At 67.2% G+C, this 24,312-nt stretch carries 27 protein-coding genes; 5 read left to right on the plus strand and 22 right to left on the minus strand.

Going from position 1 to position 24,312, the window contains the following annotated elements:
* Positions 1-244: 244 nt before the first annotated feature.
* Positions 245-2,239 carry a calcineurin-like phosphoesterase C-terminal domain-containing protein gene (locus tag jaqu_RS08210; RefSeq protein WP_052500854.1) on the minus strand — a complete coding sequence of 665 codons (1,995 nt, stop codon included), beginning with the start codon at positions 2,237-2,239 and terminating at the stop codon, positions 245-247.
* A 287-nt stretch (positions 2,240-2,526) separates the two neighbouring features.
* A complete protein-coding gene (locus jaqu_RS08215; protein ID WP_052500855.1) occupies positions 2,527-3,396 on the minus strand; it encodes a LysR family transcriptional regulator in 870 nt (289 codons plus the stop codon).
* Between the two features lie 72 nt (positions 3,397-3,468).
* On the opposite strand from jaqu_RS08215, the gene jaqu_RS08220 reads away from it, so the two are divergent.
* Positions 3,469-4,692, plus strand: a complete 1,224-nt coding sequence (locus jaqu_RS08220) for an MFS transporter (protein ID WP_043918490.1) — start codon at positions 3,469-3,471, stop codon at positions 4,690-4,692.
* Positions 4,693-4,750: 58 nt separating this feature from the next.
* Here jaqu_RS08220 and jaqu_RS08225 read toward each other — a convergent pair whose 3' ends face one another.
* Positions 4,751-5,602, minus strand: a complete 852-nt coding sequence (locus jaqu_RS08225; RefSeq protein ID WP_043918491.1) for a polysaccharide deacetylase family protein — start codon at positions 5,600-5,602, stop codon at positions 4,751-4,753.
* A gap of 72 nt (positions 5,603-5,674) precedes the next feature.
* Positions 5,675-6,571 (minus strand): LysR substrate-binding domain-containing protein, encoded by an 897-nt coding sequence (locus jaqu_RS08230; RefSeq protein ID WP_043918492.1) that lies wholly within the window; start codon positions 6,569-6,571, stop codon positions 5,675-5,677.
* A gap of 76 nt (positions 6,572-6,647) precedes the next feature.
* On the opposite strand from jaqu_RS08230, the gene jaqu_RS08235 reads away from it, so the two are divergent.
* A complete protein-coding gene (locus jaqu_RS08235; RefSeq protein ID WP_043918524.1) occupies positions 6,648-7,556 on the plus strand; it encodes a DMT family transporter in 909 nt (302 codons plus the stop codon).
* An 80-nt stretch (positions 7,557-7,636) separates the two neighbouring features.
* On the opposite strand, the gene jaqu_RS08240 is transcribed toward jaqu_RS08235, so the two are convergent.
* Positions 7,637-8,542 (minus strand): DMT family transporter, encoded by a 906-nt coding sequence (locus jaqu_RS08240; RefSeq protein ID WP_043918493.1) that lies wholly within the window; start codon positions 8,540-8,542, stop codon positions 7,637-7,639.
* A gap of 356 nt (positions 8,543-8,898) precedes the next feature.
* The gene (locus jaqu_RS08245) at positions 8,899-9,903 is read right to left on the minus strand and encodes an alpha/beta hydrolase (protein ID WP_236687819.1); all 1,005 of its coding nucleotides are present in this window, start codon (positions 9,901-9,903) and stop codon (positions 8,899-8,901) included.
* A gap of 55 nt (positions 9,904-9,958) precedes the next feature.
* Here jaqu_RS08245 and jaqu_RS08250 point away from each other — a divergent pair, with 55 nt between their 5' ends.
* Positions 9,959-10,573 (plus strand): GNAT family N-acetyltransferase, encoded by a 615-nt coding sequence (locus jaqu_RS08250; RefSeq protein WP_043918495.1) that lies wholly within the window; start codon positions 9,959-9,961, stop codon positions 10,571-10,573.
* A gap of 47 nt (positions 10,574-10,620) precedes the next feature.
* Here the strand turns inward: jaqu_RS08250 and jaqu_RS08255 are convergent, their stop codons facing one another.
* From jaqu_RS08255 to jaqu_RS08330, 16 genes are all read right to left on the minus strand, one after another.
* Positions 10,621-11,676 carry a type IV secretion system protein gene (locus jaqu_RS08255; protein WP_043918496.1) on the minus strand — a complete coding sequence of 352 codons (1,056 nt, stop codon included), beginning with the start codon at positions 11,674-11,676 and terminating at the stop codon, positions 10,621-10,623.
* A complete protein-coding gene (locus tag jaqu_RS08260; RefSeq protein ID WP_152626954.1) occupies positions 11,676-12,149 on the minus strand; it encodes a hypothetical protein in 474 nt (157 codons plus the stop codon). The genes jaqu_RS08255 and jaqu_RS08260 overlap by 1 nt, the downstream gene beginning before the upstream one ends.
* Before the next feature lie 26 nt (positions 12,150-12,175).
* On the minus strand, positions 12,176-13,228 hold the full coding sequence (locus jaqu_RS08265) for an ATPase, T2SS/T4P/T4SS family (RefSeq protein ID WP_052500856.1): 1,053 nt from the start codon (positions 13,226-13,228) through the stop codon (positions 12,176-12,178).
* Positions 13,228-14,733, minus strand: a complete 1,506-nt coding sequence (locus tag jaqu_RS20595) for a TrbI/VirB10 family protein (RefSeq protein ID WP_052500857.1) — start codon at positions 14,731-14,733, stop codon at positions 13,228-13,230. The genes jaqu_RS08265 and jaqu_RS20595 overlap by 1 nt, the downstream gene beginning before the upstream one ends.
* Entirely contained in the window at positions 14,733-15,407 is a 675-nt protein-coding gene (locus tag jaqu_RS08275; RefSeq protein WP_043918498.1) for a TrbG/VirB9 family P-type conjugative transfer protein, read from the minus strand. The genes jaqu_RS20595 and jaqu_RS08275 overlap by 1 nt, the downstream gene beginning before the upstream one ends.
* Positions 15,408-16,061, minus strand: coding sequence for a virB8 family protein (locus jaqu_RS08280; RefSeq protein WP_043918499.1), 654 nt, complete (start codon positions 16,059-16,061; stop codon positions 15,408-15,410).
* Positions 16,061-16,846 carry a type IV secretion system protein gene (locus jaqu_RS08285; RefSeq protein WP_043918500.1) on the minus strand — a complete coding sequence of 262 codons (786 nt, stop codon included), beginning with the start codon at positions 16,844-16,846 and terminating at the stop codon, positions 16,061-16,063. Before jaqu_RS08285 ends, jaqu_RS08280 begins: the two co-directional genes overlap by 1 nt.
* Positions 16,847-16,857: 11 nt before the next feature.
* Entirely contained in the window at positions 16,858-17,994 is a 1,137-nt protein-coding gene (locus jaqu_RS08290; RefSeq protein ID WP_236687820.1) for a lytic transglycosylase domain-containing protein, read from the minus strand.
* On the minus strand, positions 17,987-18,256 hold the full coding sequence (locus jaqu_RS08295) for a hypothetical protein (RefSeq protein ID WP_043918502.1): 270 nt from the start codon (positions 18,254-18,256) through the stop codon (positions 17,987-17,989). The genes jaqu_RS08290 and jaqu_RS08295 overlap by 8 nt, the downstream gene beginning before the upstream one ends.
* On the minus strand, positions 18,253-20,610 hold the full coding sequence (locus tag jaqu_RS08300; RefSeq protein WP_043918503.1) for a VirB4 family type IV secretion/conjugal transfer ATPase: 2,358 nt from the start codon (positions 20,608-20,610) through the stop codon (positions 18,253-18,255). The genes jaqu_RS08295 and jaqu_RS08300 overlap by 4 nt, the downstream gene beginning before the upstream one ends.
* A complete protein-coding gene (locus jaqu_RS08305) occupies positions 20,600-20,875 on the minus strand; it encodes a VirB3 family type IV secretion system protein (protein WP_043918504.1) in 276 nt (91 codons plus the stop codon). The genes jaqu_RS08300 and jaqu_RS08305 overlap by 11 nt, the downstream gene beginning before the upstream one ends.
* A 10-nt stretch (positions 20,876-20,885) precedes the next feature.
* Positions 20,886-21,182: a TrbC/VirB2 family protein gene (locus jaqu_RS08310; RefSeq protein ID WP_043918505.1), complete on the minus strand. Its 297-nt coding sequence runs from the start codon at positions 21,180-21,182 to the stop codon at positions 20,886-20,888.
* Positions 21,179-21,598 carry a lytic transglycosylase domain-containing protein gene (locus tag jaqu_RS21340; RefSeq protein ID WP_089268449.1) on the minus strand — a complete coding sequence of 140 codons (420 nt, stop codon included), beginning with the start codon at positions 21,596-21,598 and terminating at the stop codon, positions 21,179-21,181. Before jaqu_RS21340 ends, jaqu_RS08310 begins: the two co-directional genes overlap by 4 nt.
* Positions 21,599-21,818: 220 nt before the next feature.
* Positions 21,819-22,172, minus strand: a complete 354-nt coding sequence (locus jaqu_RS21345; RefSeq protein WP_141134401.1) for a hypothetical protein — start codon at positions 22,170-22,172, stop codon at positions 21,819-21,821.
* Between the two features lie 187 nt (positions 22,173-22,359).
* Complete coding sequence (locus tag jaqu_RS08325) at positions 22,360-22,569, minus strand: hypothetical protein (protein ID WP_043918506.1); 210 nt, start codon at positions 22,567-22,569, stop codon at positions 22,360-22,362.
* A 136-nt stretch (positions 22,570-22,705) separates the two neighbouring features.
* Positions 22,706-23,335, minus strand: a complete 630-nt coding sequence (locus jaqu_RS08330; protein ID WP_043918507.1) for a helix-turn-helix transcriptional regulator — start codon at positions 23,333-23,335, stop codon at positions 22,706-22,708.
* 121 nt (positions 23,336-23,456) lie between these two features.
* Between jaqu_RS08330 and jaqu_RS08335 the strand changes: the two genes are divergently transcribed.
* Positions 23,457-23,678, plus strand: coding sequence for a hypothetical protein (locus tag jaqu_RS08335; protein ID WP_043918508.1), 222 nt, complete (start codon positions 23,457-23,459; stop codon positions 23,676-23,678).
* The gene (locus tag jaqu_RS20600; RefSeq protein ID WP_052500858.1) at positions 23,675-24,298 is read left to right on the plus strand and encodes an acyl-homoserine-lactone synthase; all 624 of its coding nucleotides are present in this window, start codon (positions 23,675-23,677) and stop codon (positions 24,296-24,298) included. The genes jaqu_RS08335 and jaqu_RS20600 overlap by 4 nt, the downstream gene beginning before the upstream one ends.
* Positions 24,299-24,312 lie beyond the last annotated feature (14 nt).

Consider the following 24,312-nt stretch of genomic DNA (forward strand, 5'->3'; position numbering starts at 1 on the left):
AACCATTGTCTTTCATGAATGCGCCGTGAATGATTGAACGTTCCTTTGAACTATAGCGTCTTGGCATGCCAAACCCTGACCGGATGACCGTCCTGTCAGCGGCTCGCAGTCGTCGGGCTTCGCGTCGCATGTCAACCGTCCGGCCCGGCCATCGGACCTCCGAGCCCCTCACACAACATGGTTTTGGACGCCGGCGCGGTTTAGGTGGGTCGGCCCTCGGCTTAGCCGACCCACCTTGGGATGCTCAGTTCGAGGCGTCCTGCCAAAGCGTATCGTCCCAGTAGGGGAACGGACGCTCCTCGCGCATCTCGAAGGTGATGTGGTCGGTGAATTCCCGGCCATCGGGCTGGATCGCGGTGACGCGGATCACATGCGTGCCCATCGGCAGGTCGGCGGGCATCTCCATCCGCCACAGGTGCGGCGACTGGTCGGCCACCATCCAGCTCTGCGCCGATTGCGGCGTCGCCGGACCGAAGTCCGACCCCTGCCACAGCTCGAAGCCTTGGGCGCGTGGATCGCCCTCGGTGCTCTGCCAGGCGTAACGGCCGACGGTCATCTGCCTCGGAACGGAGAACGGGTCGGCCCATTCGGCGCCGGCCAGCACGTCCTCGCCATTTGCGGCCTGCGTGCGCTCCATCGGCATTCTGGGGCCATCGCCGATCTGGGCGAAGACCTCGGTGCCGCGGCCGCCGTTCCAGACGTTCGCGGTCAGCCAGACGGTGCCCGCCACGTCCTCCGGAGTCATGAGCCGGGTATCGGGCAGGTCGTTCACGGTGACCGGCGGCATCTCCGACACGCTTTCCGCCTCCTCGTCGTCGCGCCTCTCGGTCCAGTTCATGATCGTTGTGAACCAGTCGCGGAAGCCCGGCGTGTTGAAGGCCAACGCCATCTGCCGGTCGGCGGGCTGACCGGCGGCGCGGAACTCGACCGTCGGTTCGTTGCCGTCGAAGCGGACCATCATGAAGCCCGGCGGGGTGCCGCCCCGGGCGAAGGACAGAGGCGTGCCGTCGAAGCCGAGGTCGCCGAAGTACCAGTTGCCCGACGGCGCGCCGCCGATGACATGCGGGAAGGGCAGGCGAGTGACGCCGACCTGCTCCTCCCAGCCCCGATACCATTCGCCTGCGTCGAGATACTCGAAGGTATGCGTGTGCCCCGAGAAGCTGATGGCCGGGCGCCCGGCCAGCATCTCGTGGATTTCGGCGAGGTTGTCGGTCTGGTGGCGGCCCGTATTGCTGTCGATGAAGGACACGAACGGGATGTGGTGGAGCATCACGATCAGCCGATCCTCGGGCGTGTTGTCGAGGATGCCGGCAAGCCATTCCATCTGCCGGTCGGTAACACGTCCGTTGTAGACCGTCTCGGTCGGATCGGCGCAAGCATCGCGCCCGCCTGGGCCGTCATCCTCGGGGCCGCAGGGGTAGACCACGTTGTCGAGCGCGATGAATGTCGCCTGCCCGATCTCGAAAGCGTAATAGTTCGGGCCGTAGATCTGGCGCCAGCTGTCGGCGGAATGCTCGTCGGTGGTGGCGTCGAAGTCGAAGTCGTGATTGCCGTGGACGTAGTACTGCGGCAGGCCCGCGACCGAGAAGAGCGACATGAATCGCGGCAGGAGCGACAGGTCGTCGCCCATCACATCGCCCAGCATCACGATGCATTCGGCTTCCGACAGGTCTTCGCCCAGGATCGTGTCGAGCGTGGCGTCGCGGACATGGCCGATCTCGGTGTTGGAATAGGGCTGCGTGTCCCCCATCATGACGCAGTCGAAGCTGTCGGTGGCGCCGGTGCGGATCATGGGGAAGTTGATTGCCTCGGGCAGCGGTCCGGTCGGCGCCAGGCCGCCATAGCGCAGCGCCTCGGGCGTGCCGTCGGGGAGGTGGTGATAGAAGAACTGCGGAACGCCGTTCTCGTCGGTGGGCACGTCCCAGGCAGCCGGCTCGACCACCGAGACGGTCATGTTGTCGTAGACCGGCAAGGCGTAGGTGCCGTCCTGTCCGGTGGTCGTGACCTCGCGCCCGTTCGTCACCATCACGCCTGCGACGCCGGGCTCGTCGTCCTGCATGACGCCGTCGCGGCTGAGATCGTGGAAGACGACGCCGGCGACCGTCTCGGCATTCTCGGCCTTTCCTTGCACGTCGATGTTGGCGACATAGCCGAAATCGGCGAAGGCCGGACCCGAGCCGACCAGGAGAGTGGCCGCCGCAATGCGTGCCGCGGGCCATCGAATGAACGAAGTAGTCATTGGCTCTGTCCTTATCTGTGATCCCATGTTGATGCGGCTCGTAACGACGGGGGAAGAAGGACGAAGGGCGGTCATCACGTCATGACAGTTGTGCCAAGATTTGGTGACACTCGGGCGCGATCGGCGCCTGGCGGAGGCCCAGCAATCGCGCAGGAACGGGCATCGCCGGTTCGGGCCGACGGCGACGGCTGCCGCATCCCCATCCACCTTAGTGAGCCTTCGTAGTCTGTTCGGACGTCTCTCAACGGTGCGCGCGCGGATATGCCTGATATGATCAGGCCCGACCTTCACTCAAACGCCAGCTCTCTTAGAAGCGCCGTTCCGCCCATGATCGCGCATTCGAGGGTGATGGTATCGGGTCGGTCGGCCCAGGGCCGCAGCACGACGCCGGCATAGGTGACGGTCCGCGCCACGGAAGCGCCGATCAGACCGATCCCGACGCCTGCCGCGACGAGGGCGAGCTGGCTGTGGCTGCGCGCGGCCTCGGCCGCGACGGGAAGCCGTCGTCCGCCCGGCGCCAGCGCGGCAGTGATGGCCGCGTGCAGGACGGGGCCCTGGGCCTGCGGAAAGAGCACGAGGGGCCGCCCGGTGAGATCTGCGGATCGGATGGTTTCTCGGTCGGCAAGTGGATCTCGCTTGGGCAGCGCCACGAGGAATCCGTCGCGACCGAGGGAGACGGCGTCAAGGCCCTGCGCCATCTCGACCGGTGGGTGGAGGAGGCCGAGGTCCAGCTCGCCCCGGGCGAGCGCCCGCGCCTGCAGCTCTGTCGGCGTCTCCACCAGCTCGGGCGCAGGCCATCCGCGTGCGGCGATCCGGTCCAACAGGTCCGGCAGGTGCGCGTCGAGCGCGGCCGACACGAAGCCGACCCGCAGAGGGCGGGGCCAGGCCCCCATGCGCCGTACGCGCGCCGCGGCGCGGTCGAGCGCGGCGAGGATCGCCTCGGCCTCCTCGATCAGCACGGCGCCCGCGGGCGTCGGAACCATCCCGCGCGCCGTGCGCTCGAAGAGCGATACCCCGAGGCTGGCCTCAAGCTCCCGAACGGTCCGCGATAGGGGCGGCTGGCTCATGTTCAGCGCGGCGGCCCCGGCGCGCAGGCCGCCCATGCGGGCAACGGTCGCGATCTGGCGCAGGAGACGGTGGTCGAGCGGGTCCGGCATGATCCTTCAGGAGTATCGGTAGGTATCGAAGCGATATTATCGCGTCCAAGGTGGTATCGCTATGCCAAGGCGATGACCGAGACCCCATCGACCCCGATCGTCGCACGCTCCGTTCTGATCGCCTGCATCGTCGTCTTCGCGCTAAGCCAGTTCCAGCGGGCCGCAGGCGGCGTGTTCGGTCCCGTCCTCGGCGACCGGCTCGATCTGACCGCGACCGCGCTCGGCCTCGTCGTGGGCACCATGTTCGTCGCGAATCTGGCCGCGCAGGGCCCTGCGGGCGCGGCCCTTGATCGCTTCGGGCCGCGCCGGGTGCTGGCATGGTCCCTCGCCGTCATCGGAGCCGGTACGCTTCTCTTTGCTCTCGCGCCGAGCCTGGGGGCCGCCGCGTGGCCCGCCCTGGTCGCGGCGCGCGTCCTCGTCGGCATGGGAATGGCCGGGAGCGCCGGTGGCGTGCAGGTCGCGCTGGCCCGCTTTCTGCCACCGGGCGACTACGGCTACGGGAAGGGGTTGCTGGTTTCACTCGGTGGGATCGGCGGCCTCCTCGGGACATGGCCGCTCTCCGTCGCGCTCGAACGCATGCCGTGGTCGGTGTCATTCGTTTTGGCGGCCGGTCTTGCTGCGACGGCGCTCGTTATCGTGCTGCGAGCGATCCCGGAAGGGGCACCGCTTCTGACTTCGAAGGACGACGCGCCGGTCGGATATCTCGCGCTGCTCCGCGACGGCGCGGTGCTGCGCATCCTCGAACTCGGGGCGGTCGCCTATGCCCCGATCACCACCGTCACCGGCCTTTGGGGCGGCCCCTACCTTCAGAGCGTCCACGGTCTGAGCCCGGAGGCGGCTGGGAAGGCCCTTATGGGCCTCTATTCCATGACCATCGCGGCCGGATTCGCGTTCGGGTGGCTCGACCGTACGGGGCGGGCACGTGCCTGGGTCGTCGTCACGGGCGCGATCGGGTCTGCCGCCTGCCTCGCTTCGCTGGCTCTCTTGCCATCCCCTGGTGTCGCGCTCGCCCTCGCCTTGCTCGCCAGCTCGGTGTTTCTCCAACAGTTCTATATCCCGCTCGGAGTGCTGCTAAGGGATGCGGTGCCGCCTCACGCTCTCGGGCGGGCGAACGCGCTGATGATCCTCCTCGGCGTAGGGATGATCCCGGCGATGCAGACCGGGTTCGGAGCCGCGCTCGATGTCGCGACAGCAAGCGGGTTCGAAACCGCCGCGGCCTATCGCATGGCGTTCGCTATCGTCGCGACGACGATCGCCGCCGCGCTCGTCCTATACAGCTGGCCGCGTAAAGGTTGAACGTCCCGCGTCGAGTTTTTTCGCGTGTATTTCCGATCAGAACCTTGCTCGACGTCGACTACTCACTCGGCCGTCCCATCACTCGCTCGATCTGCGAGAGCCCGCGCGGCCCGGCGTAGAGGTCGGGCATGGCGTAGAAGGGATCGCGCATCGCCTCTTCGACTGTGACGAAGGTCCAGCCCTCGGCGGCATACCAGTCGAGGAGCGCGCCGAGGTGATCCGCGTTGATCCGGTTCATGTGCAGGAGGAGGATGTGCGGCACCTCCCGGCCGATGGCTTCCTCGGCCAATGCCTCGAAGTGCAGCGTCCGCTCGCGCATGTGGGCGAGGTAGGCCTCCGCGATCTCGGCGGTGGTCGCCTCGTCGCCGCGGTCGAGCGCATCAATGTAGTCTGCGTTGTAGCGCCAGTCGTCCGTGTCGATGGTGACGGGGACGTTCACGTAGCCCAACTCGGCCAGCACTTCGTCGGCGGCGGCCTTCGCCACCGCCGTCTCGCCCTCGCGCAGGAAGGGAAAGCGATAGAGGCGGCTCTCCCCGATCCAGCGCGAAAGGGCCTCGTCCGTCCGCTGCGTCTCATCGCAGAACTGTTCTGGTGTCAGCGTGCCGTAGTCCGGGTGCGACCAGGAGTGGTTGCCGACCGTATGTCCAGCTTCGGCGAAGGCAGCCACGGCTCGGCGAGAGCGCCATCCGATCTGACCACCGACCGCGAAACCTGTCGCTTCCACCCCATGCGCCGCCAGTGCCTCGTTCACCGCCCGAACCTGCGCCAGCCCCTCGGAGGGCGAGGTGCGCGAAGGCATGACGTAAGGTAGGTCATCGAGCGTGATCGCGATCTCGCACGCTGCGGTCGGAAGCGCGGTCGAGAGCAGGGCGAGACAGGCGGCGAGGGCTCTGGCGAGATGGGAAAGCATTCGATGTCCTAATGACCCGGCACCGTCACGATACCGTGCGCGTCGAACCATGTCTCGCGAGTATGCGAACAGCTACGCGGCGCGGTCGCCCTCCGCGATCAGCCAATCACGGGCCTGTCGGACGGAGTGTCGCGCCGACGTGTTATCGCCCTCGGCAAGCCACCACTCCCCCGGGAGGGGTAAGGAGAGATCACCAAACGGCCGGACGAGTTGCCCATCCCGAATGGCGTCCGCTTCGAGCCAGCCGCGTTCCAAAGTCACCCCGCGTCCGGCCTCGGCCGCGCGGAGCACGAGGTCCGACGACGTAAGGCGCACGCCCTTTCGCACGTCGAGGTCCGCTGGCCCAATGACTTCGCGCCAGCGGTCCCAAGCGGTATTGGTGTCCCGATTGTGGAGAAGCGGCAGGTCGCGGAGCGCTGTGATGTTGTTGGGCCGGCCGGCGTGCTCCCAAGCCGCCTTGCCCATCACCGGATAGGCTGCGTCGTCGCCCAGCTCGTGAACCGTAAGCGGCGTCTTTGGCTTCGGCCCCATACGGAGGGTAAGGTCGACTGTCGCATCGAGCGGGGCCATCCGCATCTCGTCGACGACGATTGAGACCTCGATGCCGGAGCATTCGGCTTGCATTCGGTCGAGCCTAGGCAGAAGCCACCGCGCTGCGATCGAAGGCGGCGTGCAGATCGAGACGCTGCGGGTTCCGCTGCCCTCACGCATGGCGGCTGTGGCGGCAGAGAGATCGATCATCGTGCGCAGCGCTGCATCGGCCAGGGCGAGGCCCTGCGCAGTCAGGTGGAGCGGTCCGCCACGCGTCCCTGGGCGCGTCAGCGGCGCCCCGAGCCAGCGTTCGAGCTCGCGCAGCGACCTGCTGACGGCGGAGTGCTCGACCCCCAGCCGCCGGGCCGCCGCTCGCACGCCGCCTTCGGCTCGGACGGCGGCAAGGGCGCGCAGATGGGACAGGGGGAGGTCTCGCATGGTGGTGATCAGGATAGACCAGTTCGCGCGTCGAAGCGACCGGACGCATGTCGTTCATGTGCGTAGGCTCCGCGTCATGAAGACGACCGCTCCCATCGAACCCGATCGCCGCGGGTTTGCCGTCGGCATCCTCGCCTGGATCGCGACGGCCGCAGGGGTCACGATCTGGCAGCTTGCGACGCGGTGGGGCGTGACGACGACCCTCACACCGCTGGACCTCGCGCTGTTCCGCTACGGGGTGCCGGGCCTCGTCCTAGCGCCTCTGCTCTGGCGGCGTGGGGCGGTCGCGCCCGACCGCCCGCTCTGGCTGACGGCCCTGATCGTCCTCGGCGCGGGCCTGCCCTTCGGGCTGCTCGCGATGGCCGGGGCGCAGTTCGCGCCCGCCGCGCACATGGGGGCGCTACTCCCCGGCGCCATGCCACTCTTCGTCGCCGCGCTCTCGGCTCTCGTGCTGGGCGAGCGGTTCGGCGGGCTGCGCCTCTCGGGGCTCGCGCTGGTCGTAGTCGCCGTCCTCTGCATCACGGGCGGTTCGTTGGTTGGCCCGCTCGACGGGCGGACGCTGATCGGAGATGGGCTCTTCATCCTCGCAGGCGTGATCTGGGCGATCTACACCGTCGCCTTCCGGCGCAGCGGGCTCGACCCTTGGCACGGGGCCGCGATCATCTGCGGTTGGTCGACCGTGGTGGTCGTGCCCCTGTGGGGGCTCTCGGACGGGACCGGTCTGACGACGGCGCCGCTGACCGACGTGCTAATCCAGATCGCGGTGCAGGGCGGGCTTGCCGGGCTCTTCGGCATGGTGGTGTTCGGAATCGCCGTGAACCGGCTCGGCGCCTCCGCGACGGCGCTCTCGGGTGCAGTTGTTCCGGCGGCGACGGCCGTGGGAGGATGGCTACTACTTGGCGAGACGGTCACGACTGCGACCATCGTGGGTATCGCGTTGGTCGTAGTCGGATTGGCCCTCTACGCCCGTGGCGGGCAGCGATAGTCACGCACTCAGTCGTCGCAGACGAACAGTTCCAGATGTATACTCGGTGGACGTTCCGTGTTTGGCGCCTGCAGCACAATCTACGCGGCCTGATCCGCGTAGACTCGCTCGCGCCAGATGATGAGGAGCCCGCCCCCCACGATGAGGAAAACGCCAGGGATCAAGTCATCGAATGGCGCCTCTGCAAAGAATAGCCAGCCCAGCACGAACGAAGACGGGATGCCGAAGTAGTGGAACGGCGACAGGCTTGAAGGATCTGCCATGCGGTTCGCCGTCGTCATGCAGAAGGCGGCCAGCCCACCGACGACCCCCATGCCGACCAACCACAGCCAGTCCGCGGGCGCCGTGACGCCTGCAAAGCCGACCGTCGCCATCACGATGATCGTCGCGCCGATGAGGGCGGTGGTCGTGTAATAGAGATTGATGAGCGCGGTCGGCACGTCCGCCTCGAAGAGCTTGGCGGTGACGCTCGTGCTGGCGAACCCCAGTGCCGCGAGGATCGGAAGCAACGAGTACCAGCCGAAGTCCGAACCGTCGGGACGAAGGATCAGGATCACCCCGAGAAAGCCCATGGCGATCGCCGACCATCGCCAAAGCCCGATCCGCTGCCCGAGGATCGGCACCGAGAGCGCGGCAATGAAGAGCGGTCCTGCGAACACCAGCGTCGATGCCGTCGCGAGGTCCATGTAGCGCAGCGAGAGATAGAGGCTCATCTGCGCGAACACGCCCAGGCATCCCCGCGCGATCGCGAGGGGCCATTGCCGAAAGACGACCGGGCGCCCCGCATCGGCCCATCCGCGCGATGTGAGGAGGATCGTAAGAGCGGGGACGAGGCCGAAGAGGTTCCGGAAGACCGTCAGCTCCTGCGTAGAATAGCGCGACCCGAGATGCTTCACGATCGCGCTCATGACGTCATAGAGGACGAGTGCGAGGATGATGACCAGGACGGCCCTGAGAAACGAAGGGGAAGAGTTGTTCGCGGTCATTGGTCGGCCTCCGGCGGCAAGGGCGGGCCGTGCGGAACGACTCACTTCAGGAGGTCGATAACGGGTTGACAGTGTTGAAAAAATAGGGTTTCTGGCGAACGCCAAGAGTCGGACTCGCTCTCGGAAACTCCTTCAGAATCGCCCAACTTTGGCATCCGTAACGCGAGAGGTCGCTTCGGAACCGGCGGGGCCAGGCTCCACCTGTGCGTTCTGGACGGGTGCAGCCTCGCGTGGCGCTCGGCATGGTTGCAGCCGGGTGTCACCGCGTGACGCGGCCCGATCCGACCCCTGCGAAACAGATCCCGCCCGTAACCGCCGCATACTTAGTGAAACGCGGTCGGAGGAACGGGCAGCTTTTAGGTATTGTGCCTTCCGCCCCTTGCCTTGATCCATGACACGACATTGCGGAGCGCGCCCGGGGCGAAGGCGTATCGGCCTTCGAGGGCGAAGCGGGCGCGGGCGTGCCAAGGCCAATCCTCGGCGAGCTGCCAGTTGTAGGGCCCCGACTTGAGCAGGGCGTGGGTGGCGTCGGGCACGACCCGGATTTCGGTCGCCGGATGTTTGTCGCCGACGAGCGCGCGGTAAGCAGCCGCATCGGCCTCGGCGTCGACGTTGAGGTCATCAACACCCCAGATGGCCAGAATCGGCAGGGTCGATCGCGCAAATGCCTTGTTTGCGTCGGCGTCCCTGTTGGTGCGTACGAAGCGCCAGCGCGCGGGCGTCATTCCTTCCGGCGCATCCTGCGGACCGGCCGCTGGACCGAAAGCCGCCGCATCTGCCGCGGCCTCGCGCGCCAGGGCCTCCGTGATCTCCGGCTCACTGGCGCCCGCCCGGCGGAGGCGGACACGGGTGTAGTAGTCGCCCTGCGCCTGCCACGAGACGGCTGGCCCGATCAGCACGAGGAAATCGGCCTCGCCCGGCCCGAGCGCGGGCAGCACCCAGCCCGCCTGCGAGAAGCCGAGCGCTCCCACCCCGATGCCTTCCAACCGACCGCGCAGGACGGCGAGCGCAGCGCGCGCCTCTGCCGTCCGGTCCGCCATCGACTGATCCAGCCAATCGCCTTCGGATGCGCCTACGCCCGGCTTGTCCCAGGACGCCACGGCGATCCCCCGGTCGAGCAACAGGTTCACCAGCGGCGGATAGCCCCCGCCGCCCGTCCGGTCCTGCGGCCCGTCGCCGTGGACGAGGACAACCGCCGCCTCCGGCGGCCCATACGGCAGCCACAGCGTCCCCGCTAAGGTGGACCCACCCACATCGAAGGCGAAGGGCTCGGAGGCACGGCGGTCCAGGTCGTGATCGGCGAGGCGCCAGAGCACGAAGGCGAGAAGCAAGCCGAAACCGGCGACGATCAGCAGGATCATCCGCATTGCATCGTCATACTGTGGCCGCGTCTCGAAAGCACATAGAACGTGCAGGATGAGCGATACCGAACATCCCACGCATGACATCGACATCTTGCAAGGTCTGCGGCCCGCCGACCGCATGCTGGCCGCTCAGGGCTACTGGGACGCCTTCGCGCGAAAGCTGCGCTATCCGCTCGGACCCGAATGCAAGGCGACAGCCTTCATCGGGCGGGTCCTCGACCCCGGCCACGCCATCAGCGCCATCGCCCGGGACGGCACGTTCCTGGGCGTCGCTGGCTTCAAGACGCCGGACGGGGCGTTCGTCGGTGGCGGCCTCCGGGATCTCGCGGCGGTCTACGGATGGGTCGGCGCCTGTTGGCGAGGAATCGCGGTGAGCGCGCTCGAACGCCCCTGCGAAAGCGGCGTGCTGCTGATGGACGGCATCTTCGTGATGCCAGAGGCACGAGGCCGGGGCGTCGGCACTGCCCTACTGGCCGCGATCGAGCGGCGTGCCGCCGAAGCGGGTCTGGCACGCATCCGCCTCGACGTGATCGACACAAACCCACGCGCCCGCGCCCTCTACGAGCGTGAGGGGTTCAAACAGGTCGCGACGACGTCGCTCGGTCCCCTCGCGCCCGTCTTCGGCTTCTCTCACGCCGCACAAATGAGCAAGGCCGTGCGGCAGTGATTGAGTGAGGGACGGGCCGAGGCGTCTACAGAACCCATAGGTTTTAGTTACTTGCCCCGCCCGGTCCGCATACTTTGAACCCGCTGAACACGGGCGCTGCCTGCGGCGAGTTTTCCGGCACGGCCATCGGCAGATTGACTACTTTGCTGCGCGGCAACGGATTGTCTCGCTTCAGCCTCGGCAGCCTGTGTCAGCCGAGCTGTCCAGTCCCGCCCCGCAGCCGGTGCGCGCTTGGCGGCCCCGACGAGGCGCCCGCCGACGGCCGTAGCCGGCGCGATCGAGCCCCTGGCGAGGGTGCCCGCGAAGGCGCCGAGCTGGAAGGACCCAGTGATCTGGGTGAGGATGAAGGGCGAGGCGGCGACGAGGATGATGGACAGGACGACGACCATCAGAAGGGGCGTGAGGTCTCCCATCGTGTTGATTTCGTCGCCGAGTGGGTCGATGGCGGCGCGGCTCATGGCGAGGATCGTGGCGAAGACGCCGGCGATGAGGACTGGGAAGAGGAGCATCGACATGAGCGCCGAGACCCAAGCCTCGAAGTAGGATTTCGTCTTTTCTGAGAGCGACGCCATGATCGCGAGCGGGGCGAGCGAGATCAAGAGCGTGAGAACGACGCGGGCCGCGACCATGGCGAGCGTCGCGAATGCGCCGAAGATCGCGATCAGGAAGAGCATGAGCGCGTTCAGGACCGAGCCGAGGATGTTCAGGCGGCCGGCGGTGATGTTGAAGGCGTCCGCCTGGCGCTCGATGAGCTGGTCGAGTTCGCGCGCGAAGGTCGTCCCGCTGGAGGAACCCGCGACGTCGAGGAACGAAGTCGAGACGCTGTCGAAGAGGTCGTAGAGCGCGCTGACAACGGCGTTGAACTGGGTCCAGTTCTGCAGGAAGAGCGCGACGAGGATCAGCTTCACAAAGAGCAACAGGCTGTCGCGCGCGTCGATCGGCCGCCACTGCATCGACATGTTGATGAGGACGAGGAGGGCGACCAGGGCGGCCAAGATTTGCGCGGGTCCCGCGATCGCGGTTCCGATCTGGCCGAACTGCGTCTCACCTATCCCATCGAGGAAGGTGATGGTGTCCGTGTAGATCGTCTCTATGAAGCCCATCAGCGCGCGCCCTGGCAGGCTTTCCCGTATTCGAAGCCGATCTTGGACGCGGGCCGCCGCAGGCTGCGCTCGAGGCGGTAGAGGTCATCCTGCTGCGCTTGTGGCATGTCGGCGAGCCGTACCTGTTCGAACGGCGCCACGAGCTCTTCGAGCGCCTGCCGGAACGTCTCCCAATCCGGATAGCGATGGTCGCAGCTGCATTCTCCGGTTTCGACGACACGCTGGCGGATCTGCAGGGTTCCGTAGGCGAGCATCAAGTCCCGCCGCCATTCCATCCCTTCCGGCTGCACCATGACCCAGGCCGGGCGGCCCGGGTGATCGAGGCATTGTTCGCGGTTCTTGATCTGCGGGTCGACGTAGCCGCCGGCCGCGTCAGCCGGGGCCGAGAGATCGGGAAGGGTGAGATCGAGGAGGCCGTCATCGCCGGCGGCGTCCTGCGCGATTGCCGGGATCGCCATCGTTACGGCCGCCACCACTGTCGCCGCCCTCAGTCGGATCGTCATGCCGCCGTCTCCTCTCTGTCGAAGCTGGTCACGTCCATCGCGTCCAAGTCGTCCGCAGCGTCCTTTGCGTCCGTCATGTCCGCTCCGCCGCCATAGTCCCGCGGCAGGAACACCTCGTTCACGCCCCGCGCGCCGTTCTCCTTGCCCATGTGGACGATCACATCGATGGATCGGGTGACGTAGGAGATCATGTCCCGGTAGGTCATCTTCCCCGGCGCCTCCAACGCGGTCTGTGCCAGGCGCTCGATGGCCAGCTCGGCCGTGTCGGCGTGGATCGTCGTCATCGAGCCGCCATGGCCCGTGTTGATCGCCTTGAGGAAGGTGTAGGCGTCGGCACCCGTCACCTCGGACAGGATGATGCGGTCGGGGCGCAGCCGCAGGGACGCTTGCAGCAGCTTGTCCGGGCTGCGCACGTCGCTCTCCCTGCGGGAGATCATCATCAGCTTGTTCGCCTGCGTGGGCATGAGATCGGGCACGTCCTCGATCGTCAGAACCCGCTCACGCGCATCGACCTGACGCACGAGCCAGCGGGCGAGCGTCGTCTTGCCCGAGCTGGTGCCGCCGGCCACGACGATGTTCAGCTTGGCCTCGACGGCGACCTTCAGCGCCCCCTGCAGGTCGTGCCGGGCCTGGGACGCGATGTGGTCGACGAGCGCGCGCCGCATGGCAGACGCGCTCTGGGCCTGACCCACGAGGTATCTCGGCTCGAAGGCCTCCGTCTCCGGCTTGAAGAAGCGCAAGGCGAGGGCGTCGCCGCCGCGTACGACGGGCGCCTCGACCACCTGCGCGCGGATGAGCCATCCGGCATACTCGAAGCTGACGCTGCCTAGGGGGTGCTTCTCGCTGACGCGCACGCCGCCCTCGGCCGCGATCTGCTGCACGGCCTCGCGCACGGCCGCCGGCTCAAGGCTGCCGCGGCGGATCATGTAGGCGTCGCCCCGCAGCTCGGTCCAGAGGCCGCCGTCGGGATTCACGACCAGCTCGACGATGTCGTCGGAAAGCAGCCGTTGGAACGGCGCCAGGGCCTTTTCGATATAGGAGGTCGCCATCAGAAGATCTCGACGTCGCGGTCGAGGATCACGCTGACGGACGCGCCCTGACGGACATAGATGCGCGGCCCGAGCGACAGAGCGGTCTGGATCGCGCTCTGCGATTGGCTTCCGATGTCGTCGGCCAGGTCCTCGGCGACGTCAGAGCCGTCGTCGGTAATCGAATCCGCCGCCGCCGCCGCGCCCCCGGTGATGATCGAGACGGCGGCGGCGGAGCCAAAGCGCTCGAAGAACCGCGTGTCCACTGCGCCGCCCGTGCCGGAGCGGCCGAGCGCGTCCGCTCCGAAGGAGGCGATCGAGATCGAGCGGTTGGACGGCGTGAGGATCCGCGTCCAGACAATAAGGATGCGGCTCGAGCCGGTCTCGATATCGGACTTGTACTCGCCGAAGAGCCGCGAGCCGCCGGGAATCAGGACCAACGAGCCGTCGAGGCTGTGGACGTCTTCGTTCACGACGGCGCGCAGCGGGCCGGGGAGGGAACTGTCGATGGCGGTCTCCAGCGAGGCCTGGATGATGGTCCCCTGGGCCACCGTTGCCTCCGGCGACGCGATCTGCGTCGCCCGCGAGATGGCGACGGCACCGGCACCGCGGCGCACGAAGCGCTCCGCCGCCGACAGCGCCCGGTCGACCCCGTCGGACCCTTCCTCGGCGCTGCCGGTCGAGACGGCGAGCAAGTCGGAGCGAATGCGCGCCTCCTGCTGGGCCAGGAACTCTTCCTGCTGGGCAGCGAGGCGGGCGCGGCGCGCTTCTTCCTCGGCCAGGCGCTGTTGCTCGAGGCGGAGATGGTCGGCCTCGAGCGGATCGACGCGGCGGGCGTCCTCCAGTTGGAGCATAAACTGCCGCTGGCGGTCCGCCATTTCTTCGGCATGTCGAGCCGCCAGCTCGGACATTTCGCGCTGGCGCTCCGCATCGCGGCGGACGCGATCGGCTTCCGCCTCGGTCTGGATGCGCTGAAGGTCGGCCTGAACCTGTCGTAGACTCGCTTGCAGTTGGGCCTCGGTCTCCCGCGATCGGTCCTGGTCGTTCTCGGCCGAGGATCGCAGGGCGGCGATGTCGGCCGCAAAGCGGTCGCGCTCAGCCTCCAACTCGGCCTGTAGCTCACGCTCGCGCGCCGTGCTGCCCTCCTCCAACTCGTCGGCTCTCTCCCGGGCCGCGGCCAACTCGTCCTGCAACTCGCGGAGCCGGGCGAGAGTGGCGCTGTCCACCTCCGGGGCGGGCGCCGGCGTGCTGATGACCACCTGTGGCGGCGGGGCGGGCAGCTCGAGCGTGTCCTGCGCCGTCCGGTCCTCGGGGAACTCGGTCGTCTCGCTGGTCGGGATCGGCGGCTCGACACTCGTCGGTGGGACCAGTTGCGTGATGCCCCAGAACGCGCCCGCACCGATGACGCTGGCCGCCCCCGCCATCAGCGCGATCCGACCCGTGGAGCCGCGGGCACTGGCCCGGGCGGCGCCGGCCTGGATCTCCTCGCGCCGCGCGCGCAGGTCGTCGATGTCGTCATTCGCCATCAGAACAGCTCCACGATGCAGACTTCGATATCGCCCATGCGCACCACCCATTGTAGGGACGTGCCGCTGACGCGGACGACACGATCCTCGACGACTTGGCTGTTGACGCTGCGCTCGCGACCGCTGGTGACGCGGAAGATCGCGGGCACCGGCGCGCCCGCCGGGAAGCGGAAGTAGGTGAAGGACCCGTCGTCCCAGACTTGGCTTGGCGTGATCGCGTTGCGCTCGCTCACCCCGTAGCTGTGTTTCGCCGCCGTTCGCCGGGGTGCGGTCCCGGCCTGGTTCGCGCGGCGGGGGAAGGTGAACCGCACGACGTAGAAGGGCGCGTTGCCCTCTTCGAGCGTCAGGTAGTAGCTGCGGCGGTTCGTGTAGATCGTGGCGTTCGTCCGCACGCCGCGAGCCGTCGGCTTGATGGCGACGACGCGATCGCCCGGCACGGTCTGGAACTGGAAGCTCTCGGTGTCGCCGGCGACGATGGAGACGATCTGCTCGCCCGGCTCCAGCTCGACCGTCGTGGCGCGGGTCAGGGCGACTCGGATCTTGTAGACCTGTCCGTCCACGTGGCGCGTCTCGCGGACACGGTGGTCGAGACGCGATCCGGCCGGGATGGCTTCGGCGAGGATGGGGGAGGCGGTCAGGCATGCGAGCGCGCCCGCCAGGATGAAGTGGCGCATCTACTCTCTCCGATCCTGTGTGATGCTGTACTCGGACACGGTGAAGCCGAGGGGGTTGGCCCAGACCGCTTCCAGGGTCCGTTCCTCGCCGGGGGCGAACTTGTAGCCGATGACGGCCGTGAAGTTGCCCACCGTCGCCCCGTCGGGGTTCGTCAGCCGCTTGCGCATCCGCACCTGCACCCGGTCGTTGGGCAGGGGCGTGATCGAGGTGATGACCACCTCGACCTGCGCACGATCGCCGTAGCGATCCGGCAGGAATTGATCCGACCCACTGTCCCAAAGGGCCAGGAAGGCCCGGCGGGCCGTCCCGTCGGTGCGCGCGAGCGCGCGGTTGATCCGCACGTCGTTGTCGATCTGGTTGTAGGTCTCGCGGTCGGTCACGTACTGCCAGACGAGGGACTGGACGACGGCCGTGCGCTCGTCGAGCGAGATCGCCTCCACGCTGGCGTTCGGGACGGCCAGGCCCGTCGCCGGGTCGAAGGGGACGACGACCGGGGCAGGGGGGCGCATCGCATAGAGGATGCCTGCGGCCGAGCCGACTGAGACCATCGCGACCAGGGCCATACCTGCGAACCCGATCTGCCAGAACTTCTCGCGGCGCAGCGCGCCGTAGATCACTTCCGCCTCGAGAATGGTCCCGGCCGCCTCCGACATCAGTCGAACTCCGGCTGGGTGAAGTCGACGAATTGCTCGATGTCGGCGAGGGTCGCGGCATCGAGGACGCCGTTGAGGCCCACATTCATGGTCTGGACACTTTCGAGCTGCCAGAGCGCAGCCATGGCGACGGCGAGCTCGGCCGTAACGCGGGTGTTGTGATCGACCGATTGCTTGAGCGTATCCAGGTTCTCGATCTCGCCGATCAGCACGCCCACCCGCTGGACCGACTGGCCCGCCTCCTCGTAGGCGATCTCGGCCGCGGCCGAGGTGGCCGCGTTGCTGGTGGTGGCGGTGGCGTTGCGCTGCGCGGCCGGGTCGTCCGATTCCGCCATCGCCGTGATCTGCTCCTGCGAGGTGCCCGAGCCGGACAGCGCACGGTCGATCGCCGCCTCGAAGTCGGGGGCGGCCCCGCCGGTGATGCCGCTCCAATCGCCGCGCGCGCCGCGCAGGATCGTGCCCAGCATCTCGGCGTCGAACTCGCCCTCGAGAAGCCCGTCGAGATCGATGCCGAGGGCGAGCGACAGCACCTCGGTCGGGTCCGACAAGAGGGCTTGGATTTCCTCCAGGCGGGTCAGATGTTCCTCGAGGACGCGGACCTGCTCGGCCAGCTGGCCCAGCTGCTCGGCCTGGATGCCTGCATCCGCGGCCAGCTGCTCGAGGATCTGGATCTGGCGCAGCAGGTTGGCGCTGTCGATCGTCGGCACGCCTTGCGCCGACGCGGGCAGGGCCGAGGCCGCGAACATGAGAGCGAACAGGCAGGGCTTGAGGGCGGGAAATTGCATCGGGCGTCCTTTCAGAACTCGGGCGTAGAGAAGTCGACGAAGGCCATTGCCTCGCGCTGGCGCGTCAGCTGGGCCGCGACCTGGGAGTATTCGGATTGGGTGCGGGCGGCCTTGGTGCGCAGTCGCGCGGCGACGATCAGCGTGACCTCCGCCCGGATCGCGGTGTTCAGGTCCATCGCCTGCTTGGCGGTGTTCGTGTCGCTGATCTGGGCGACGAGCGCGCGCACCCGCATCAGCGCCTGGCGGGCTGTCGCCAGTGAATGCCCCGCATAGTGCATCGAGCCGTCCGACAGAAGGCTCGCATTGGCGACCGCATACTCGGCCGGGTCGAGAGTGCCGAGGGCTTCCGCGCCCCCGATCGTGCGCAGATACGAGTTGTACTTCTCGGGGATCACCTGGACGTAGTGCTGGGTCTCGCGGAAGGGCGGGACGCCGCCGTATTCGATGATCCGCCCCGGCCCCGCATTGTAGGCGCCGAGCGCGAAGATGATGTTGCCGTCGAAGCGCTGGAGCTGCTCGGCCAGGTAGCGCCCGCCGCCCACCACCTGCAGGTAGGGATCTGTGTAGTAGTCGGGATAGACGCCGAGATACCGCGCCGTGCCGGGGATGATCTGCGTGAGCCCGAAGGCGTCCGCGGGCGAGCGCGCCCCGACCTGGAACCGGCTCTCCTGCCAGATCAGGGCCTGGAGCAGGCAGCGCCATTGCAGAGGCGACAGACCGGCGCGGCCCACGCCAGGCTCCCCATAAGTGTCGGCCGCGCCGCGGATGATGAGCTGCTCGATGTCCTCGCGCGCATCTCCGAAGACGAAGCGCCCGGCGGGGTTGGCGACCGGCCCATAGACCTCCTCGACGCCCTCGTATCTCGCCCCGCCGCCGGTGAAGGCGGCCGTCATCGTCGGCACCGATCCGAAGGCCTCGATCATCCGGTCGAGCGCGTCGAGCTGCTGCGCCTTGAAATCCTGGATGTCCGCCCGGTTCTGCGCTTTCGCGACCTGCGTGTCCTCGTCGCGTTCGAGGTGGAGATAGGCTTGCAGCTTCTCCGCCAGCGTGCGCCCGTCGATGGTCGGCACGCCCTGTGCCAGGGAAGAATGGCACAGGGCGGCCAGCGCGGCCGCTGCGATCGGGGGTGTTCGCAGCAACCTACCCACGGCACTGGGCTCCTTTGTGGGGTAGGGTGCCGGTGGGAGAGCGGGACGACCGGGCCAGCGTCGCAGCCTGGTCGTCGGAGAGGAACTTGAAGACCGGCCGACCACCGACGCCGCCGGGGCCCGGGGGCAAGGCGGCGAAGTCGCAATTGCCGGTCGGGTTGCCCTCCTGCGTGAAGCAGGAACATCGAGCCTCCCGGTCCTGGGCCGAAACGCAGCCCGATAGCAGGCCGAGGACCGCGATCAGAGAGAGGGGTCGCGTCATGGGATGTGCCTCCAGAAGTCGGGCTGCGTACGGAAGTCGGGACCCGCGACCGAGAGACCGGCCGTGCCGCCGCCGAGGACGTGCAGCAGATCGCCCAAGGCGGACGCGTCGCCGTCGAGGACGACGCTGTTCTCGTCGTCGCGCAGCAGGAAGTGGCGCCCGAGCGACCGCGACGTGACGATATCGATCTCGGCCGAATTGAGACGCAGCGCGGCGTAGTCCTCGGCAGAGGACTTGCCGTCCGGAAAGAGGATCTGCGTCGGGAAGAACGAGAAGACGCGCTCGCCTACGCGAGAGCGGGCGAGCTGGCCCGCGTTCTGCGTCAGCATCACGACGACCGCGTTCTGCTTGCGCAAGGTGGCGAGCCAGCCTTCGATCACGGTGGCGAAGTACGGATCGTCGATGGCCTTCCAAGCCTCGTCGATCAGCACGATCGTCCGCGTCCGATCCCGCAACTGCCGCTCGATCCGGCGGAAGATGTAGCTCAGCACGGCCGTCCGCTCACGCGGCGAGGGCGCGTCTAGGATCTGTGTCAGGTCGAAGCCCATCACCTCGCCGTCGAGCGAGAAGCTGTCGGTCTCGGACTGTCCGAAGACCCAGCCGAACCGGCCGTCCCGCGCCCATTCCTCGACCAGTCGCTGCACCCCGCCCTCGTCGTCGGTGGAAGCGAAGAGGCGCGCGAACTCGTGGAACTGGCGGAGCGGGCCGTCGGCATCCGCATTGCGGCGGACATTCTGGAGGATGGCCTGCGTCTGCATCGGCGTCAGCCCGCCTTCGGGGGCCAGGATGCGGGTGAGCCAATCGGTCAGCCATTCGACGCCCTCGCCATCCGTCTCGACCTGCAACGGGTTGAGACCCGTGGGCAGGCCGCTCTGGACCACCGAGTAGCTGCCGCGCATGGCCCGGATCGCCATCTCGAGGCCCTGGCGGTAGTCGAAGGCGAAGATGCGTGCGCCCGTCCGCCGGGCCTGCGTCATCAGGAAGGACGCCAGCAGCGACTTGCCCGACCCGGTCTCGCCCAGGATCAGCGTATGGCCCGCAGGCGGCTCGCCCCGGCCGTCGCCGCGGCGGTGGAAGCTGAAGCGGTAGCTCGACCCCATCGAGGTCGGGAAGACCGCCACGGGCGTCTCCCAGGGCACCTCGCCGCGGTCCTTGCCGAGCGGCGTGCGGTGCAAGGATGCGTAATCCGCGAAGTTGCCGTTGGTGATGACGTTCACCCGGCTCCGCGTGCCCATGTTCCCCGGGAACTGAGCGAAGTAATGCGCCTTCCGGACGAGGCTGTCGCGCACGAGGCGGAAGCCTGCATTGGCTCCGATCCCTTCGACCTCGGACATCAGATCGCGCACGATCGTAGCATCCGGGTCGATCAGGGCTACCGTCATGTGATGCTGCCCCAGGGAGACGCGCTGCGACAGCACGCCCTCGTGGAGCGCGGCCAGCTGCTCGCCGGCCTGCTCGCGTGCATCCGAGGTGGCGCGCATTACGCTGCGCTGGCGCTGGATCTTCTCGACGGCCGCGCTGTTCGCCATCGGCGTGAAGCTCTGGGCGATGACGTAGTCGCAGGGCATGGCGAACTCGTCGAAGATCGTGACCCAGGACATCGGCCCGTAGGCGCGGATCGCGCGGATCTCGCCGTAACGTTCGCCCAGGGGGCCATCGTGCAACTTCCAGCCGGGGCCCTGGAAGGTCACCCGCTCCGAGAGAACGTCGTCGGCCACGACGCCGAGCGTGCCGCTGGGGTAGATGGGGCGCTCGTCGCCCGTCTGGATAGAGCCGAGGAAGCCCAGCAGCTCGCCCGGGGATGCCGCGAGAATGCGGGTCTCGTCGGCACCGAGGGCGGCGCGCATGGCGCGCACGGTGTCGGCGAGGATTTCGAGGTCGCGGGCCTGGCCTGCGCCGACGAGCTTCGACGCGCCCCGGAACATATCGAGGCCGCGTGCGAGGCGGCCGTGCTTGACGATGGAGATCGTCAGCCGGCAGTCGCGCATCTGACGCGCGTCGAGACCGGCCTTCCACCGCGCGTCGACCGCCGCCGGGAAGTCATTGGCCTTCAGCGGGTCGAGCGAGGTCGTCAGATCGACCCGGCGGCTGACCCGATGGGTGTAGATGGTGAAGGTCGGATCGAGCTGGGACAGGATGCCCGCGAAGGCGAGCTTCAGCGCGTCCAGCTCGCGATCCGGCGTCGTGGCGGCGTTCAGTCCATCGGCGCGGATGCAGGTCATGAAGGAGTTGTCCCGCAGGCGGACGACGTGATTGTTCACCAGCGAGACGTACGGCAGGTGCATGAGCCCCTGGCGCAGGAGCCCGCGCTGCGCGACCAGCTTGGCGGCGACGGCGGGAACCTCAAGGGCCATAGCTGTCACCACCGAAGAGGCCGCGCGTTCGCGTTCCCGGAACCACCCGAAACCCCGTCATCAGCACGTCGATGATCTTCTCGTCGTAGCGGGCCGCGATCCGGCAGGCGATGTAGACCACCTCACACCAGGCCAGCGTCCATGCGCTCACCGACCAGATCAACGGCATGACCGTGAACCCCATGAAGGGGATCGCGAAGCCGTAGGGCAGACCGAGCAGCCGAGACGACTGCGTGAGCGCGCTGTAGAACGGGGTTTCGATCATCGGGCGGGTCTCAGCTCGCCGCGCCCCAGATCGACTGGATGATCGTCGGGATGACGCCGATGGCGACGACGACGAACAGCACCTGGAAGACGCGGCTCCAGTCGATGAAGTTGAAGGTGCCCGCCATCAGCACGGCGGCGGCGACGAGCGTCATGATGAGGCGGCCGGTCGTGCCGGTGAGCGCGTTCAGCACTGAGGTCAGGAAGGCGTCGAAGGCGCTCACGTCTATGGCCTGGGCCATCGCCGGCGACGCCGACACACAGAACAGCGCGATCGCTGCGTAAACATAATGAATATTATCAGTCATGGTCTTGGTCCCCCGTTCTGGGTCAGTTGGGTATAGGCAGCCATGACCTTCCGGACGTGGCCCTGGGTCTCACGGTAGGGCGGAATGCCCCCGTGACGGCGGACCGCTTCCGGCCCGGCGTTGTAGGCGGCAATCGCCAGCTCCGGCGTGCCGAATGTGTCGAGCATCTCGAGGAAGTATCGGACCGCGCCGTCCAGGTTCTGGACCGGGTCGTAGCGATCGACGCCAAGATAGTCGGCCGTACTGGGCATGAGCTGCCCGAGACCGTAGGCGCCGACGTGGGATCGCGCGCGAGGATTGTAGGCACTCTCGATCTTGACGAGCGCCTGGAAGAGGAGCGCCCACTGCCGGGGCGACAGACCGGCCCTGCGGATGGCCCCATGGGATGCATAGCGGAAGCCGGCGTCGCGGATCATCTCGCGAATACCGGCCGACGGCGTGACCGTAGCCGGCAGACGAGCAACGGCGACGCCGCGAGTAGCTGCGACCGCCGGAGGTCGCTCGGCGCCGAAAATGACTAGGCGGCCGGCATCAGCCCATTCTTCGAAGCCGTTGTCGCCTGGAACGAGGACCTGCGGAGTGGCCGGCGATGCATTGAGAAGGAGGGCGACCGCCGCGGCGTGCAGGCCAAAAGCTTTACGAGCGGACGTTCCGGTCAGAGGCCCTGTGCAACGCGGTCTCCCCCGCGCGCATCGGAACTGTCGCGGCCGGGAAACCGAGGCCGTACAGGAAGGTGATGAGACCGTTCGGAGTCTTGAAGAGACGCAGCTTGATCTCGAGATCGCCGCCGGCCCGGGTCGGCACGAGTGCGCGTTCTTCGTCACCGTCCTCGTTGACGACGCGGATGATCCATTCGCCCGACCAGAAGGATTGCTTGAGGACCGGATCGGCCCTGGCCGCGACCTCGATGCCCCAACCGTGTTCGAGCAACGCCTTAAGCTGGATTTCCGTGACCACATTCGGGGTGTCTCTGATCGGTCTGTCAGTCACCCTCGGTCTCCGCGACAAAGGACGCAGGCAGCAGGGCTGCCCACTTCCTACAACATGTAAAGATTGCGATCAAATCATAAGATCGACCGAATCCCTTCGTACCTTGCCGTTTACTATCGCATGGCGCCCGAGATGTAAGCGGCGGCAGGGCTGCAGCACCCGCATTTCATCTGGGCTATGAACTCGACTAGCGGCCGAACCTCAGCCCCAGAGGCGGCGGCGGGACGAAGTCGAGGGCTTCGAAGCGAATCTCGTTCACAGCTTCGTCGAACCAGTAGAGCGCGCGCTGGCCATCGTCCCACATGTATTCGGCGCCGACCTGTTCGCCCGTTCGAGCGTCGAGGATCTTCCGGATCGGCCAAGCTTCCGCGGCGGTGGAGATGTCGTTTCTCGTCATGGATGACCTCGCGTCCTGCGGCTCGTCCATTCGGCTAGGACAGCTTCGAGAAGCGGACAACGAGGCGCCCTTTCGGTGTATCCGAATGGGCAGTGCGGGACCCGGCGTGTTTCATCGGGAGAGCCGGGTTCGGCGGCTAAGCGACGTGGTCGAGGAACCCGCGCTTCAGCGCAATCGCCACAGCCTGGGTCCGGTTCTTCGCCCCGAGCTTCTTCGTCGCCGAGACCGCGCGTTGCTTCACCGTCGTCTCGGCGATCTGCAGGATCTGCGCGATCTCCTTCTGGCCTTCGCCGTCCCTCAGGAGCTGCAGTACCGCGATTTCCTTCGCAGTCAGAGCCGCTTGGTTGGTCGCCAGATCGCACCACAGCGAGAACCGCGCGTCGACTGCATCGATCTCCTCGTCCGTGAATTCCCGGCTGTCATGGGCGATCGAGAGCACCGATCGCTTGAGGCCTCGCTTCTGCGAGAAGACGGCGCCGTAGGCCAGTCCGTGCGCGCGCCCTCGCTCCAATACCTTGCGGATGTCGGGCAGCCGGACCTCAGACCATCGCCTCACGCCCGATAGACTAAATGCCCAAATCAAGATCGGATCGGCGACCATGTAGTTCTTCTCTTCGTATTCCGTGCGCCATTCGGCCGGAAACTCCGAGATCATGTGTTCCGGCCCCATGACGGACCAGTTAAACGCCAGGACGAAGCCTGACGGCGCCGTCCGACGCAGACGCGCTAGCTCGTCGTCCAGATTGGGGATCAACGTTTCCAGCATATCGCGAGATGTATTCACGAGGTTTACCTAGCGGAAGAACTTACTTCGATATACGCCCTATCGGATACACCGAAAGGGCGCATCATTGACTTGAACCTCCTGCCCCGTCCTTCGTCGGACCATGGAGTTCCCGAAGCTCAGACAGCCGAAGGTCATGGCCGAAGTGGCCTTCACCCGGGATATGGTCGAGACGCTGAATACGTATTTCAGCGCCTACCAGGATGACGGCGTCGTCACGATCACCGTGACGGATGGCGGGCTCTATCTAGAGAATCCGACCACGGCGTCGCGGCAGTTCCTGGGCCTCGCGCGCCTCGCGGACGACCCGAAGGTGCGGCATTGAAACCGCGCGCCTTCGACACCGCGCGCACACCGACGATCACGATCGTCGAGCCGTTCATGCCGTCGAGCCGGTACGACCTTGTCAGGCAATTCATGGCCCTACGCAAAGCGACCTTCATCGACGAGATGGACTGGGATCTTAGCCATGCGGACGGGATCGAGTTCGAGCAGTACGACTCCTTCCACGCAGTCTACGTCATCGCTCATCGCGGCAAGGACGTCATCGGCGGTGCGCGGCTGATCCGCACCGACCGAACGCTCGGGTCCGGCCGCGTCCGATACTCCTACATGATCAAGGACGCCTATGACGGGCAGCTGCCGGGATTACCGGACGACCTGTGCTATGAGGCGCCCCCGATCTCCGAGGACGTGTGGGAGCTGACCCGGCTAGCAACGTTGCCCAAGATCGATGTCGCACGCGACATCCTCAAGGTGGCCAACCGCTACCTCGCCGATCGTAAGGCCAAGACCTGTCTGTTCCTCGGCCCGCCCGCGTTCATGCGGATCGCGCGGTCCATGGGGTTCTCGCCGGCGGCCATCGGTCCGATCGTCGGCAACGAGACCGGGCGCTTCCTCGCCTTCAAATGCGAGATCCTCAAGACCGCCGAAGCTGCAATATAGACACTACGTGTCAA

It is taken from the genome of Jannaschia aquimarina (assembly GCF_000877395.1).
Taxonomy (GTDB): Bacteria; Pseudomonadota; Alphaproteobacteria; order Rhodobacterales; family Rhodobacteraceae; genus Jannaschia; species Jannaschia aquimarina.